The following is a 14,002-nucleotide window of genomic DNA, read 5'->3' as shown; positions in this document are numbered from 1 at the left end:
TAGTAACCTCTTACTGGCATGGAGAGAATGTTGGCATTGGTAACTGTTTGGTAATACACAGGGTAAAACTTTTGTTGTCTGATAATTGGCGTTAATAAATCAGGGGATAGGCCAGTTATGGCAACGCCGGGTCCAGTGACACTGAGTAGGCCAGTGAGCCATTTGGGGCACCGGAAACCTGTACCTGTACCAAAACCAACGATTGTAAGAGACCCTGACACCGGGCATGTCATCCGCGTTATTAATGCCAGAGGTCAGGTTCGTGAGATTAACTGTGTAACCCCTGAAGACTTTGGCCGGACGCGTACAAAATCATTCAGTTCCCGAAAGGTTGAGCCGCCTACGGGCAAAACGCCAACCATCAGACCAAGACGGAAAGCCCCAGCGCCACCACCCGAAGCTGTAGCCAGAAGAAAGCAGAGAATGAATTTGCCTTTGCCTCAGGAGCTGGGCAGGGGAAAGCCCTTAAATCGCAGAGTATTGCAGCTTCAGGAGCTACTGGAAGGTGAAGAGGACCCTTTGAGTAAAAAAGGCTCTGCATCCTCACTCCCTTTATCATCATCCCCGGTAACTGAGAGCAAAAGCTTATCGCAGCCTATCCCGATTCTTGGCGGAATAAGGCGCAAGACTCACGAATCGCCCTCGCCAGTGTCGTCGCCATTTACTATCAGTTCAATGGAACGGCGAGTAGCTATGCCAGGCGCAGCTGAGTTGCAGGAGCGCTTTGAGCATGTTGAGGAAGATCTGGATCAGGTTTCAGGACTTTTCCCTCTTTCGCAATCGCCGGGAAAATCGCCAAAATCCTGGAAGAAGACTCTTGCCAGCCCATTTATGTCGCTGAAGAGAAAAAGTCAGAAAAAAAAGGTTTCGTTATCCGGGCGGGAATCCCAAATCGTTGGATTGCTGAAAAGCCATTTAAAGATAGGCCATAAAAGTGATGTTCTGAATTTTATAGGTCGTTTGAATGAGAATGATGAAGATAGCGCGTATGACACGGTTTCTGTCAGTTCCAGCGAATCATCAACACCGCACGGCAGTTACACAGGCTCTGACTCTTATTCACAGAGTCCTTCTCTTGCTGGCTATGTACCTGCGGACGCGCAAATTTGTTTATTGAGAAATTCCCGGAATGCTGAAATCTTTGATTTTTCACATCCTGAGTCGCCAATTTGTCAGGCTGTTGAGAATCAGTGGCAGAGAAACCCTGCAAAGCTGCCATCTTGGGAGAAAGAGAGAATCCAAAGTCACTGCTCGCGTTTGTTGAGAACAAGCAATGTGATACCTGAGAGTAACGAAGATGTGGCTCTTTTGCTGCAGAGTTATCTGGTGGTTTATGAAACAACATTTCATGAACTCTTTCCCCACACTTGTGAGCAGTTACAGCTTCGCCCTCCAATATGGAAAGAAGATCTCCTGAGAAAGGTCGCGGATGATGAAGACTTCCTGTGTAGTTTTGGAGCAGGGAGCGAGGCACCTCAAAAAGCCAATGACTTCTTTGAAACTATCGAGAGGACTCTTCGTGGGGGCGTGATTGATGGTGTGACCATTAAAGAGAGGGATTATGCTCGTCATGCTCAGCATTTCATGGGCGTATTGCGCATGGCGCAGGACTTTCGTGAAGAATTGCCAGACGATGATGGAGACGAAAGCGGTGAGGTTGATATTTTAAAGTGTCTCCAAAAAGACATGTGCGCTATTGAAGAGCGGCTTAAGCAATCAGTAGTAGTTGTTGAGCGATTTGGAGAAACTGATTTCAGAAGTGAAACCGCCTGGAAGCGTGGTATTCAGTTGATGACTGACGCAGCCTGCAGGTGCATATATGAGGGGAAAGTTAAAGTTTCCGATGTCGTGGAAGCTGGTGACAAAGTTATGACCTGGCAACAAGGGCAGGTATACCCAAGTGAAGGTTGTCCACGGTTTATTCACGAGCTTGATGCTCGGGAACAGGATTTATTAAAGCAATTCAAAATTGATAAAAAAGTTTTCAATGAAATGAGGGTAAAGGTTCTCTGTGAACAGGTGGGCAGAGAAAGAATTAAAAAGCTTCTCTACGCATTTGAGGGTAACTATCACTCGTTTGAAGTCTCTCACAGTCCCCCGTCCTGCGTCTTTTTTGGTGATGGTGTTGAGGGCAATAAAGATGCTCTGAAAACTGATGGGCTTTTTACTCCGTCTTGCCAGCGTGATGCCCCTAGAGCTGTGAATGTTGCGGTAACCCGTGTCACTATGAATGGGGAGGATGTTTTAAAAGAGGTGAGGACAGGAGTGCCCTACGCTTTCCCACTGTCTGGCAAGAAAAGGAAGCAAGTGACCAAAGACAGGTTTATGGAAGTTTTTACCCTCTGTGGCCTGACATTTTTTAAAGACAAGATGGAGAAGGGTTTTCGCAAGCCGGATCAATCGGCAGCTCCTGCTTTTAAGCTTCCTGTATTTTATATCTGCTTGTTAAGTCCGGATGATCTGCGTCCGGTTTTCTCTTCCATAGACGGTGTTGATAACGAGAAAAAGTGGTGTCGTAAACTTGGGAAGAGAGTTGATGAATACAATTCGATGGAAGTAGATCTTCCTGTTCGCAGAAGGGATGGCGCAGAAGGAACTGTTAGGGCGGGGCCGAATGTATTTATGTTTGTTTGCCCGTGTAATCAACTGGCATTTGCTGATTCCCTCCAGTTTGCTAACGCTTGGGAACATGCTGATGAATATAACCATAAAACCTTTATGAGGTTATTTGGCACAGTGAACCCTGATGAACCTATGGACGAAGATTCTTATGTTCAGACTTTTCTTCGGGAGCATCCAGATCTTGATCCAGTATTGAAGAAAGAGCTTACGGAACTGTGTTATACGCTCCGTTATATGTTCTTCCATAAATTGCACCATGAACTTTGTGATAACCAGCCATTTAACTTCCCTTGTGCTATCAGTGAACTTGGGCGGGTTCTTGAAGTGGCAATAGTCAGTGGTTGTAAGAGTGCAAAGGATAGAACCGGCAACTACGAGCGATGCAATATTGCTACGGCTCTGCATCTCAAACTCATTCGTGCAGGGCTGATAGAAAGGTTAAGGCAGGATTATGGTGATGACTATGCTCACGCAAATCCAAAAATAACAGAACAGATTCTGCCGCCAGTAGACCAGCAGCCGACTTCAGAAGACTTTTATAACAATGCCATGCTGCTGCTCTGCTCAGACCAGATAGAAACCACTCTGGAAAACATAGGTAAGCCCGGATTTAAAATTCCGGACTATATGCTTGGATTTATCAGAGAACTGTTCTCTGTTATTGATGCTTATCTCACGCCAGAAAAGGTAACCCAGCCTGGTAAGGTTGTCTCAATGGCTACAGGCTCTTCTTCAGACGCGATAACAGGTTTTTCACCGGGGCGGCCAGTCCTAACGACTCCACCTCGGTAAGTGGAACCCAGCTCTTTTGTTCGTCAGCTATAACAGTTGGCTCTGTTTCCACAAACGCTTTTACAGGTTCAATATGCAAATGATAATGGCTGAATGTATGGCGAAAACTCTGCCAGATCTCTGGCTGTATTAATTCAATACCAAGCTTTTCTTCTGCAGAAGATTCCAGCTCGTCGTCAGTTTCGAATTCCGGAAAACTCCATAATCCTCCCCAGATACCTGCTGGTGGGCGTTTTTCCAGAAGAACTTCTCCATTCCTGCTAACCAGCATCAGCATGCGCACATGCTTTTCGGGAAGAACCTTTTTCGGCTTTGATGCAGGAAAACTGGTTTCTTTACCCTGAGCATGTGCGTCACACCATTGTTCAATGGGACAACGTTCACAGGCCGGTTTGCTGCGGGTGCAAAGTGTTGCGCCCATATCCATCATGGCCTGAGTCCATGCCGGCAGGCGTTCATTGGGTGTGTATTTCTCTGAGATCTTCCACAGCTCGTTGGCTACTGAAGATTTACCCGGCCAGCCTTCTACCGCGTGCAGTCGGGCGAGCACACGTTTGACATTGCCATCAAGAATTGGGGCTTTGATACCCATGCTGATACTGGCAATAGCGCCAGCAGTTGAGCGGCCAACTCCCGGAAGTTTCTGCAGGTCATCCAGGTTTTGTGGAAACTCTCCACCAAAGTCATCAACAACCATTCTGGCGGCTTTATGAAGGTTGCGTGCCCGGCTGTAATAGCCAAGGCCACTCCAGAGTTGCAGCACCGCATCTTCATCGGCTTTCGCTAAGTCCGCGACATTTGGAAATTTTTCTATAAACCTTTCAAAGTAAGGAATTACAGCTGCAACGGTGGTTTGCTGCAGCATCACTTCGCTCAACCATACCCGGTATGGAGTGATGCTCTGCTGCCAGGGAAGATGTTTGCGACCGTTCTGGTCATACCAACTGAGAATGGCTTTTTGAATAGTCGCAGTATTGGGCATCAGTCTTTTATTTGAAGTGGAGTCACGGAGGGGAATTGTCTCCGCCGCAGAAATTATTGCAAGCAGATGAAAAGAAACGGCAGTTTAACCGCCGCTTCTAAACAGTTTTAGTTGAACAGTCCTTTCAAAGAACCACCTAGCTTTTCTTCAAGTTTTTTCTGCAGCTTACTCTTGATCTCTTTCTCGGCAATTTTGCTGAGCGTCTTACCAAGGCGCTGGTCGTCTATTCCACACAGGTTGCTGCTGCCTAACTTACCTTTGCAGCGTACCGGCCAGGTAATGTCTGCATACTTTTCGTTAATGCGGCAGGCAGAATCTTCATCATCGGCGGTATCGCCAGTAATGGTCAGGCCAAGGTGATAATCCAGAGACTGGTTAACCAGATCAACATTGCCATCACCTTTCAGGTTAAGCTGAGCGAGAGCGGCAGTCAGATCATTATTGCGGGCAATGCCGTCAACAATTTTCACTGAACCCTTCAAAGTGCGGAAAGTGGTTTTGTCTGGCCAGTCTGTTTTGGTGGATTCCTGCTTGCGCACCTTGGCGATAACACCACACACCATTTCGTTAAAGTTGGTGCCTAACAGTGCACCGTCGGTGATACTGAAATCTACATTACCATTTAAGCCTTTGGTGATTTGCGCTTGTGTCAGGCCATGAGAAAGAATCTTCAGGCTAGCATTGGCGTCACCAGTAACCTTCTCCAGATCGGTTAGCTGTTTGGCAAGGGCTGGGAGGCTGATGGCTTTGATATCCGCTTTTGCAGAAACCTGTGGGTTCTTCTCCAGGCGACCTCGTACATCTACAGCAGCCGCAGCACTGATATCGCCATTATAAAAACCAGCTTTCAGGCTAGAGAGTTGCGCATACCCATCGGCAGCTTTGATTTCCAGATTTGGTTTATCAAACCGGAAATCTTTTACGGTCAGAGAAGCCAGTTGAGCTTTGCCGTGAATATTCAGCTTCTTGATAACATCTACCGGAATAATCACCGGATCAGCTGGGGTTTGAGGTTTGGAGGTTCCACCGGTGGAAGATTGTTTCGCTGCAGGTCGCTTGGTTTCTGTTGATTTAGTGTTAGCAGTGGATGTTTGTTCAGCAACAGGCATATAGGGATCAACAACAAAGTCATTACCTTTGATGTCGAATGTAATCGCCTGCTTTTTCAGATCGGTAACTGCAAAGCTGCCTTTCAGTTCATTGTTATCCAGCACTGCGAACATATCAGTAAGCGTCAGGCTGTTACTGTCGGCCTTGAAATCCGTGCCAATGCTGACTTTTCTGAGCACCTTATCGCCACCGGAGAGTGCCGGAAGTGGCATATTCAGCTGCTGCATAAAGCTGGCGATATCAATTGGTTCAAGGGTGATTTTTCCGTTTAACTTCTGTCCCTGAATAGCAACATTGCCATCAACGGTTAGAGTTTTTGCATCACCTTTTACAGCTGGAGTTACGGAAAGCTTGAGGTCATCAACGGTATAACTGGCTTTGGCAGGATTTGGTGTAATCATGCCATCAAGACTGATCTTCGCTTTCACCGCCGGGTTCTGGTTGTCCAGCATGAATGAAGATGTCAGGGTAAACGGTTTACCGAAGCTGATGGCTCCGGTTTTCAGTTGGGCATCAGTAATGGAAACTTTTTGTTTGGCCGGAATGTCCTGATAGTTCACAGAAATATCTGTAATAGCGACACCCGCAACATTCAAGTCTGCAAGGAAAGGTGTTGATCCATTGCCTTCTTCCGTTGGTGCAGAGGTTGTAGTTGGAGCTTGTGTTGTCGCGGAAGGTTTAGCGGCTGGCTGCCAGTTTGCCTGCCCGTTTTTGTCCACAACCATATTCAGGTTCAGGCCGTTCAGCTCAAGGGTGGAAATATCCAGCTGCTTTTGCAACAGCGGCATAAGTTTCACTTTTACCGCTACATGTTTCAGGGTGCCTAAAGGCTTCTTCTGGGTGTCGTCAATTGTGAGGTCGTTAATGCTCAGGCCAACCCAGGGGAATACCGACCAGTCAATGTTACCGTTAATGGCCAGAGTCATTCCGGTTTCGTCATGCACGATCTCGGAAATCTTGTCTTTATAATCGTTTGGGTTAATAACCATTGGCAGGATGAGAGCTGCAGCTACTCCAAGTAGCAGAAGGACGACAATTGCCCCTCCAACCCATTTGAATAAAGCTTTCATACCTGATGGCCCTCTGGATATATTGGTATTGTGATTATATAAGCAATTTTATAATGAATAATTTCAGCGTTAGGGCGAACACAACCTAATACTGAGATTAATAGAACTTGTAATCATATACGCAACATCCCGCTGCGAACACTCCGCGAACGACTAAACTCCTTGGCTTGCTGTTGATCTGTTGTTTATCAGTATTCGATTGGTACCTGTCATGCGTAATGCTCTTCATAAAACGATTTTCTGGAACCAGTTATCCAGAATGTTAATGCTTCTTGTCAGCCTTGGTTTGTGGGCGGGAGCGTCTAATGCAGCAGATTATCGTGATGGTGATATTCATAAAAATGATTTCAAATGGTTTCAATTCAATATAATGCAGAGTTACCACAATAAACTCCCTTTTGGTAATGAGCAGGATACATACCTAGAGATGGAATTTGGTGGCCGTAACGGAATCTTCCAGCTGTATGGCTATCTTGATGTGTTCGATATTTTTGATAGCAATGGCGATGACCTGCATGACGGAGATAACTTCTTTTTCAAATTTGCTCCACGCATATCTCTCGACGCGCTTTTTCACACCGACCTGTCATTTGGCCCGGTAAAAGAAGTTTATATTTCCAATCTTATGAATGTTGGGGATAAAGCACTTTTTGACCAGTTTGTTGGGCTTGGCGTTGATGTTGAAGTCCCCTGGTTCGGAACCGTAGGCACAAACCTGATGGCCAGATATGCCAGAGAAAACTTCGGCGCGGCAGATGAAAGTAAGTGGAGTGGTTATATCTGGACAACTAATTGGTTCAAGCCATTTTACTTTTTTGAGAACAAATCATTTATCGCATATCAGGGATATCTTGATTACAAGTTCAAGTACGACAAGCTTGCAGATTCTGACCCCACCAGAACCAAAGATTCTGTTGAGTGGTATAACGGCTTTTACTGGCACAGTGATCAATGGTCATTGGGATATGGTTTGAAGTACTACAAGGATATGGCCAACTTCAAAGATGGCTCTAAATACGGTACGGCAGGGAAGAAGCAAAAGACCACCGGGTTTGGTAACTACTTTGCCATTATTTATAAGTTCTAGCTGAAAACTTCTAACTTCCGGCAACGTTACGAAGGCCAGAAATCTTTCTGGTCCATGGCTTCAGTCTGCCGGTAAGCGCCTGAAACTGAGGGGCATTGAGCGCATTCATTGCGTCCCGGTAGCTGGAGTACTGACCCTGAACCAGAACATACCAGTCTTTTTCATTTCTGCGGAAATGAATGGTTTCAGCGGTATTCAGGGTTGGGTACTTGGCCTTTAGCTTTTCCAGAACTCTGGGTTTATGAGCTGCCAGCCACTGGATAGTGAACGAACCTTCCGGGGCATTCAGTATCTGACTGGTTTGCCTGTCTATAGGCAGGCTGACTTGAGTGAATACTGGTTGCCGAATAATTGAAGTGTTGTGTTTCAGGCTGGCCATTGGCCGGGCTTTCGGTCTCATTTGTCTCGTGAGTTGAGACAAAGCAGGAGCCTGAAGAATATCGGTAACAGCCTGATGGCTCTTATAGCGTCCCTGTATCAGCAAATACTGCACCTTATTGCTGCGATTGAGCATTACGACTTCTGCATTTGCCAGCTGAGGGAACCTGTCCCGCAGATCTTTCAGTACGGCTGGGTTATCAGCAGACATCCACTGAATAGTGTATTGCCCCTGAGGTAAAGCTTTTTGCTTGGCTACAGGCTTTGCTGAAGCCACAGGAGTATTGGAAATATTCGGCTGTATAAGGTCGAGCTTCTTTAATCCTGCCAGTGGTCGAGTCCAGGGATTCAGCCTTTTGGTCATATCCCGAAATTCTTCCGTGCGCAGATATGCCATGGCAGATGGAATGTCTGGGAATATGCCAGACAACAGAATGTGCCAAGTCTGTCCGTTACTTAGAAAGCGTACCACCGTAGCATCTTTCAGCAGAGGGTAATGCTGCTGTAGTCGGGTGATTTGTGCGGGTTGCGTTGTTGCCAGCCATTGCACGGAAAAACTGTTTTTGGGGGCGTGCAGCATTTCGTTAACAGGGATTTTACGCTGCACCTGAGGAGCGATGCTGGCGTGCTGTAAGCCAGGCAGATAATCCTTTGGCTCTGCAGGTTGCGGTTTGTAAGGTTGCGCTTTCTCCGGCTCTACTGCGGCTGCAGGCTCACGAGTACTTTCGCGAAGACGGTCTATAGAATTTGGCCCCTTAGGCTGTTGCTGCTGGGGCTGGTGGAATGGTGATGGCACAGATCTCTGAACTGGGCCTGCTGAGGTTGGTTCCTGTGCTGATGCCAGCTTGTAAATATCTCGCGGCGAAATCGGTGGAGGCCTGCGGTAGGTTCGCAGGTTATTTGGCTGACGCCTGATAACATTGCTATCAGCTTTTGGGTTGGTGCGAGGAATAGAGTGAGCTCCGGGCCACATGGGTTTTCCTGTATAAGACGGAAGCTCAGGTGCCAGTCTGCTGTTCGCTGTGTATTGTGGTTCAGGCCAGTTTGTATCCTCTGGATATCTAGGGATCACAGGCTCCGGAACTGGGTTTATAACCTGTGGTGCCTGTTTCGCCGTCATCTGACCAGATAAAGACCAACTTCTTCCAATCCTGTTTATCTGAGCTGTTTCACTTTGGGGTGATGGTGGCAGCTGTACAGGTTGGCCGTTTGGTAGAGGGATATCATCTGGAGTTACAAAAGTATTTGCTGGCCTTGAACTGTTAAAGCTGTAACTCGGCATAGCTGTACCCGAAGGTGCATTCTTCCACTGTTCAGGCGTGGCACTTCGCTGCCAGGGCATATGTCTGCGCGGATTCTGATTTTGTTTTGGGTAAGCTTTGGCGAGTCGCTCCGCTGGCGTCACCTCTAAATTTGGCAGCCATTGTGGCTGTTCTTTGGGAGGAAGTGGCACACTCGGCTGCATGGATGAAAGGTCCTGAGCTTGGGCCATTTGCATCTGGAACGAAGGCATTCCCATTTGTGCGGACTGAACACTGATCGGTGGCGCAATTCCGCCTTCATAGTTTGAAGAGTTAGAGGCTTGGTGAGCAAGCAGCCTGTCTCCAAAACCCATTGGGCGAGGAGGTGGAGCGGCTTGCACAACAGTTGTTGGTTCTGGCTGTGCTATATCTCCAACCCGTTGCTCTTCAGGAGTCAGGGCTGTTCCAGGTTCCATTTGTGCAGCATCGTCTTGCAGAGTAATGCTGCTGATCAGCTTCATATTGGGGCTGTCAGTCTGTTCATCCGCAGGTAAGTTTGCAGCTACATTTTCTTCGTCAGCTTGTTCGTTGGCAGCCACCATTTCATCAACAACTTCTTCGGCTTCTTCCATCTCCTGAGTGGTGGTTTCAGCTTCAGCCCACGAGGTTCTCTGTTCTGCTTTATCCAGCCAGTCGTCTGCATAAAGTCGACGTTCTTTATTAAAAACTGGCTGCTCTTTTGGTGTTTCGGAGAGGCCCGACATCATATGGCTACGGGAACCAACAAGGTCAGAAGCAGGCTCATCGGTTTTACCGTCTGTAGGCCATGACGCTCGTTTGCGGGCTCTGTTTAACCAATCGGAAAGAAGAACTGAGCGGCTGACCTCTTCTTCAGAAACCTCACGGCTGGTAAGTGCTGGTTGTGCTCTTGGCTCCCGTTTTCCCGGAAGAAGATCCTGATCTTCAGGCCATGACGAGCGTGAACTCAGGCGGTTTACCCAGTCTTTATCTGCCATGGAACGGGTTAATGGAGCTTGCTCCATAATCTCTTCTGTGATGGACGAATGTGCAGTTCCATCTATGACGCTTTTTCTTTGGGCGACTTCAGAATCTTGTGTGTTCTTAAACGTCTGCTGCATCAAATGTGCAAAGGTGCCTCTCAGGGTGCTGCGCTTATCTGCAATTTCTTCAAGATTTTCTGCATAAGGCTGGCCGGGCTCTGAACTGCACTGCCAATCCTGGTGCATGGCAGCAGTACATTCCCAGCTGGCAGTATAAGTAGAAGGTAGCGGTGTGACCGAGTGAGAGGCAGGTGCAAACGAGCCGCTGCCAATAGCAGCAGCAACACTCAATGCCAACAAAGTAGGCAGGGAGCCCTTGCGTCCGTTCATTAAAAAATTCCATAGGTAACACTTTTCAATCTAAGTTATCGGCGGCCTTTTGCAAGATATTGGCGGTCTTTCACAATTTATATTGTTGACCCTTCTGTGCGCGTGGTGCTTGTTGACGCCGTTGCTAAAATTGCTGTTCCTGTGTGTGGGTGTGATGCGATGAAGTGCTCGGGTGCAAACACCGTCGATAACGATCTGGTTGAAGCCGCTCATGTTTTATCGGATATCGTTCTGCTGTTAATAAAGTCTGGATGCCATACCCAGCGGGCGTACTGGATACTGGGCAGGCTTTTAGAAAAGCAGGGTTATAAGGCCGATACGTTGATTGATTGTTCAGGCGTTGTTATGACCGTTTATACAGCAGCTCAGCGCTATACGGTTGTGCGCAGAATCTCTGAAATGGTCGTGAACATGGACACCTACGACAGGCTGAATCAGCTCAGCTGGAAGGCTATGAACAGCTCCATGAGTCTTGCTGATATCAAATCCGGTTTTGATCAGATACAAAACTGTGAGAATCAACGCTATCCGGCCTATGTTTTGATTCCTGCTGTTGGTGTTGCCTGTGCCGCTCTGGCGGGGCTTGCTGGTGGAAATGTTACGACTATGTTGATGACTCTGGCTGGTACAGCAATGGGTTTAGTTGTACGTAACCAAATGCTTTCAATGGGATACAAAGGTGTTTTCGTCACTTTGGTTACTGCCAGCGCAGCTGTTGCCGTTGCCTGCTTAGGTTTTGTAACTCCTCTGAAATATGACATTCATGTGGCGGCGGCCAGCACGGTTTTATTTCTTATGCCTGGAGTTCCTCTTGTCGTGGGTTTTGGTGATCTTATGTATGGGCATATAGCTAACGGAATTACCCGCTGTATGTGGTGTGCAGTGATTGTGTTTACTACAGCGGTAGGGATTGCCCTTGTTCTTCAGGTATATGGTGCCAGAGAGTTACTAAACCAGTGACAGAAATACTCCATACTGCGTTGTTGGCAGCAGTGACTGCTGTTGGTTTTGCGATATTGCTGAATGCGCCAGCGAGGGTTCTCTGGGGCGTCGCTATCTTAGGCGCAATGGGTAGATTAATCCGAGATCAATATCTGTCTTTGGGCGGTGATATTGTTGCTGGAAGTTTTATTGCTGCGCTGGCAATTGGTTTTGGCGGAATGCTTTTCACTATTCATCACTTCAGCCCCCCAACGGTTCTTACTTTGCCTGCGATGGTTCCTATGGTACCTGGGGTGTACTTCTATGAAGCCAGTGTAAGCATGATGTTGGTTTTGTCAGGTGACGGCTTTGACCAGACTGCTTTTAACCACATGGCCAGAAGTATGCTTCTGGCCTTTTTGGTGGCTATTTCTTTGGCAGCTGGAATTATCTTGCCGCGTTTCTTTTTACGAGGGCGAACTCTTCGAGAGATATTCCAGGCCTGGTTTCGAAAATCTAAGCCATAAGCTCTTTTAAATAGCTGGGAAGGTTATCAACGACTTGCTCGTCTGCTGGCTTCTCTACCGAAAGGGTACAGCCATTCTCACTGGCGATTCTCTTAAGCTCGGAAATCATACGTTGGCCAACACAACGATCACGGGTTACTGAGCGAACATTCAGCCAGATTAAATGCCAGTTGCTTTCAGACTTTTTAACAACGGCGGCAGCAATCAGGCGATCATTGAAACGACCGGCATAGAGTGCTGTGTCGGGCGAAGACAGGGTATCTGTCATCCACTGCCCAGCTTGTTCAACTTCTTTCAGCCAGTTCGGAGCATCATTATATGTTTTAGTGAGGTCATTCTCGTCGTCGGCTGTAGGATTATGTATGTGCTCAACAATTACTGGCATATCGAGACTCTTATATGTGATTTTCTATTGAGAAGGCATATTAAGAGCCCTGCCGGGAATAACAAGGTCTGCCGCTTATATAACAGCCTGGTTACTGGGCAACGGGAGTCGGTGAACATATAATCCCTGCCAGTACCGTGAAAAATAAATACAGACTGCCAGTACTGCTATTGCTGGTGGAGCTGAAATCAGAGCAAAACTAACCTGGAACTATCATCATGGCTGACCGTAAGGCAAACGTAGAGCGGGATACTCTGGAAACCCAGATTAAAGTTGAAATTAATCTTGATGGTTCCGGCTCTGCTGCCTTCGATACCGGAGTCCCTTTCCTTGAGCATATGATGGATCAGATTGCCCGCCATGGCCTGATTGATCTGAATGTTCAGGCTGATGGTGACCGACATATTGATGATCACCATACCGTAGAAGATATAGGCATAACCCTTGGCCAGGCTTTTGATAAAGCGGTGGGCGATAAAAAGGGTATTCGCCGTTACGGGCACGCCTATGTTCCTCTGGATGAAGCTTTGTCCCGTGTTGTGATTGATTTCTCTGGCCGTCCCGGATTGATTTTCAATGTGGATTACACCCGAGCATCGGTTGGGGGATTCGATGTGGATCTGTTTCAGGAATTCTTCCAGGGGTTTGTGAATCACGCCAAGGTCACTTTGCATGTGGATAACCTCCGTGGCTCAAATACTCACCACCAGATTGAAACAGTCTTTAAAGCTTTTGGCCGTGCTCTGCGCATGGCGTTGGAAGCTGATGAGCGTATGGCAGGGCAAATGCCTTCTACCAAAGGCACTCTCTAGAAGGCCGGTTTTATAGGAAGTAAGTGCATGCAAACCGTTGCGGTTATTGATTATGGAATGGGCAACCTTCACTCGGCGGCCAAAGCCTTGGAGCATGTAGCTCCTGAGGGTATGAAGGTTCAGGTGACCTCCGACGAAAAAGTTATCCACAGTGCTGATCGTGTTGTTCTGCCTGGCGTTGGCGCTATTCGCGACTGTATGGCAGAGATCAAACGCCTTGGCGTTGATGAGCTGGTAAAGGATGTAGTGAAGAGCAAACCTTTGCTGGGAATCTGCGTTGGTATGCAGGTTTTGCTGAGTCACAGCGAAGAGAATGGTGGCGTTGATTGCATAGGCTTGCTGCCCGGCAATGTTCGCTATTTTGGCCGAGAGCTTTATGAAAATGGTGAACATTTAAAGGTTCCTCACATGGGCTGGAGCCGGGTAAAACAGTCAGATCATGCTTTGTGGAATGGCATTGAAGATGACAGCCGTTTCTATTTCGTTCACAGCTACTACGCCCAATGTGAAGAAAGAGAACTGGTGGCAGGCACTTGTCAGTACGGCGTTCAACTTGATGCCGCACTGACTCGAGACAATCTTTTTGCTGTGCAATTCCACCCAGAGAAAAGTGCGAAGTGTGGCCTGCAGTTGCTGGGCAACTTCCTGCGCTGGAATCCATGATAGGGAATTGAGGAGAAGTTT

Annotated in this window: 10 protein-coding genes; 6 read left to right on the top strand and 4 right to left on the bottom strand. The window is 47.5% G+C overall.

The window, feature by feature from the left end; translation table 11 throughout:
- Window positions 1–117: 117 nt before the first annotated feature.
- The gene (locus ACY2RR_RS16925) at window positions 118–3,414 is read left to right on the top strand and encodes a hypothetical protein (RefSeq protein WP_490109354.1); all 3,297 of its coding nucleotides are present in this window, start codon (window positions 118–120) and stop codon (window positions 3,412–3,414) included.
- Here the strand turns inward: ACY2RR_RS16925 and mutY are convergent.
- On the bottom strand, window positions 3,341–4,396 hold the full coding sequence (gene mutY, locus ACY2RR_RS16920; RefSeq protein WP_490109353.1) for an A/G-specific adenine glycosylase: 1,056 nt from the start codon (window positions 4,394–4,396) through the stop codon (window positions 3,341–3,343). The genes ACY2RR_RS16925 and mutY overlap by 74 nt on opposite strands.
- A gap of 107 nt (window positions 4,397–4,503) precedes the next feature.
- Window positions 4,504–6,576 carry an AsmA family protein gene (locus ACY2RR_RS16915; protein ID WP_490109352.1) on the bottom strand — a complete coding sequence of 691 codons (2,073 nt, stop codon included), beginning with the start codon at window positions 6,574–6,576 and terminating at the stop codon, window positions 4,504–4,506.
- A gap of 211 nt (window positions 6,577–6,787) precedes the next feature.
- On the opposite strand from ACY2RR_RS16915, the gene ACY2RR_RS16910 reads away from it, so the two are divergent.
- Window positions 6,788–7,663, top strand: coding sequence for a nucleoside-specific channel-forming Tsx family protein (locus ACY2RR_RS16910; RefSeq protein ID WP_490109351.1), 876 nt, complete (start codon window positions 6,788–6,790; stop codon window positions 7,661–7,663).
- Window positions 7,664–7,673: 10 nt separating this feature from the next.
- Here the strand turns inward: ACY2RR_RS16910 and ACY2RR_RS16905 are convergent, their stop codons facing one another.
- Window positions 7,674–10,673 (bottom strand): hypothetical protein, encoded by a 3,000-nt coding sequence (locus ACY2RR_RS16905; protein ID WP_490109350.1) that lies wholly within the window; start codon window positions 10,671–10,673, stop codon window positions 7,674–7,676.
- 159 nt (window positions 10,674–10,832) lie between these two features.
- Between ACY2RR_RS16905 and ACY2RR_RS16900 the strand changes: the two genes are divergently transcribed.
- Both ACY2RR_RS16900 and ACY2RR_RS16895 read left to right on the top strand, forming a co-directional pair.
- On the top strand, window positions 10,833–11,633 hold the full coding sequence (locus tag ACY2RR_RS16900) for a threonine/serine exporter family protein (protein ID WP_490109349.1): 801 nt from the start codon (window positions 10,833–10,835) through the stop codon (window positions 11,631–11,633).
- Complete coding sequence (locus ACY2RR_RS16895; protein WP_490109348.1) at window positions 11,630–12,121, top strand: threonine/serine exporter family protein; 492 nt, start codon at window positions 11,630–11,632, stop codon at window positions 12,119–12,121. The genes ACY2RR_RS16900 and ACY2RR_RS16895 overlap by 4 nt, the downstream gene beginning before the upstream one ends.
- On the opposite strand, the gene ACY2RR_RS16890 is transcribed toward ACY2RR_RS16895, so the two are convergent.
- Window positions 12,111–12,506, bottom strand: a complete 396-nt coding sequence (locus ACY2RR_RS16890) for an acetyl-CoA sensor PanZ family protein (RefSeq protein ID WP_490109347.1) — start codon at window positions 12,504–12,506, stop codon at window positions 12,111–12,113. The genes ACY2RR_RS16895 and ACY2RR_RS16890 overlap by 11 nt on opposite strands.
- 218 nt (window positions 12,507–12,724) lie before the next feature.
- Here ACY2RR_RS16890 and hisB point away from each other — a divergent pair, with 218 nt between their 5' ends.
- Window positions 12,725–13,318, top strand: coding sequence for an imidazoleglycerol-phosphate dehydratase HisB (gene hisB / locus ACY2RR_RS16885; protein ID WP_490109346.1), 594 nt, complete (start codon window positions 12,725–12,727; stop codon window positions 13,316–13,318).
- Between the two features lie 27 nt (window positions 13,319–13,345).
- A complete protein-coding gene (gene hisH / locus ACY2RR_RS16880; RefSeq protein ID WP_490109345.1) occupies window positions 13,346–13,981 on the top strand; it encodes an imidazole glycerol phosphate synthase subunit HisH in 636 nt (211 codons plus the stop codon).
- The last annotated feature ends 21 nt before the right edge of the window (window positions 13,982–14,002 follow it).

It is taken from the genome of Parendozoicomonas sp. 2304DJ65-17, assembly GCF_058148445.1.
This window is presented reverse-complemented; position numbering and strand designations above follow the sequence as displayed.

Coding starts and splice junctions, on each gene's coding strand:
- ACY2RR_RS16925 (WP_490109354.1), top strand. CDS start 118: ATGGCAACGCCGGGTCCAGTGACACTGAGTAGGCCAGTGAGCCATTTG.
- mutY (WP_490109353.1), bottom strand. CDS start 4,396: ATGCCCAATACTGCGACTATTCAAAAAGCCATTCTCAGTTGGTATGAC.
- ACY2RR_RS16915 (WP_490109352.1), bottom strand. CDS start 6,576: ATGAAAGCTTTATTCAAATGGGTTGGAGGGGCAATTGTCGTCCTTCTG.
- ACY2RR_RS16910 (WP_490109351.1), top strand. CDS start 6,788: ATGCGTAATGCTCTTCATAAAACGATTTTCTGGAACCAGTTATCCAGA.
- ACY2RR_RS16905 (WP_490109350.1), bottom strand. CDS start 10,673: ATGAACGGACGCAAGGGCTCCCTGCCTACTTTGTTGGCATTGAGTGTT.
- ACY2RR_RS16900 (WP_490109349.1), top strand. CDS start 10,833: ATGAAGTGCTCGGGTGCAAACACCGTCGATAACGATCTGGTTGAAGCC.
- ACY2RR_RS16890 (WP_490109347.1), bottom strand. CDS start 12,506: ATGCCAGTAATTGTTGAGCACATACATAATCCTACAGCCGACGACGAG.
- hisB (WP_490109346.1), top strand. CDS start 12,725: ATGGCTGACCGTAAGGCAAACGTAGAGCGGGATACTCTGGAAACCCAG.
- hisH (WP_490109345.1), top strand. CDS start 13,346: ATGCAAACCGTTGCGGTTATTGATTATGGAATGGGCAACCTTCACTCG.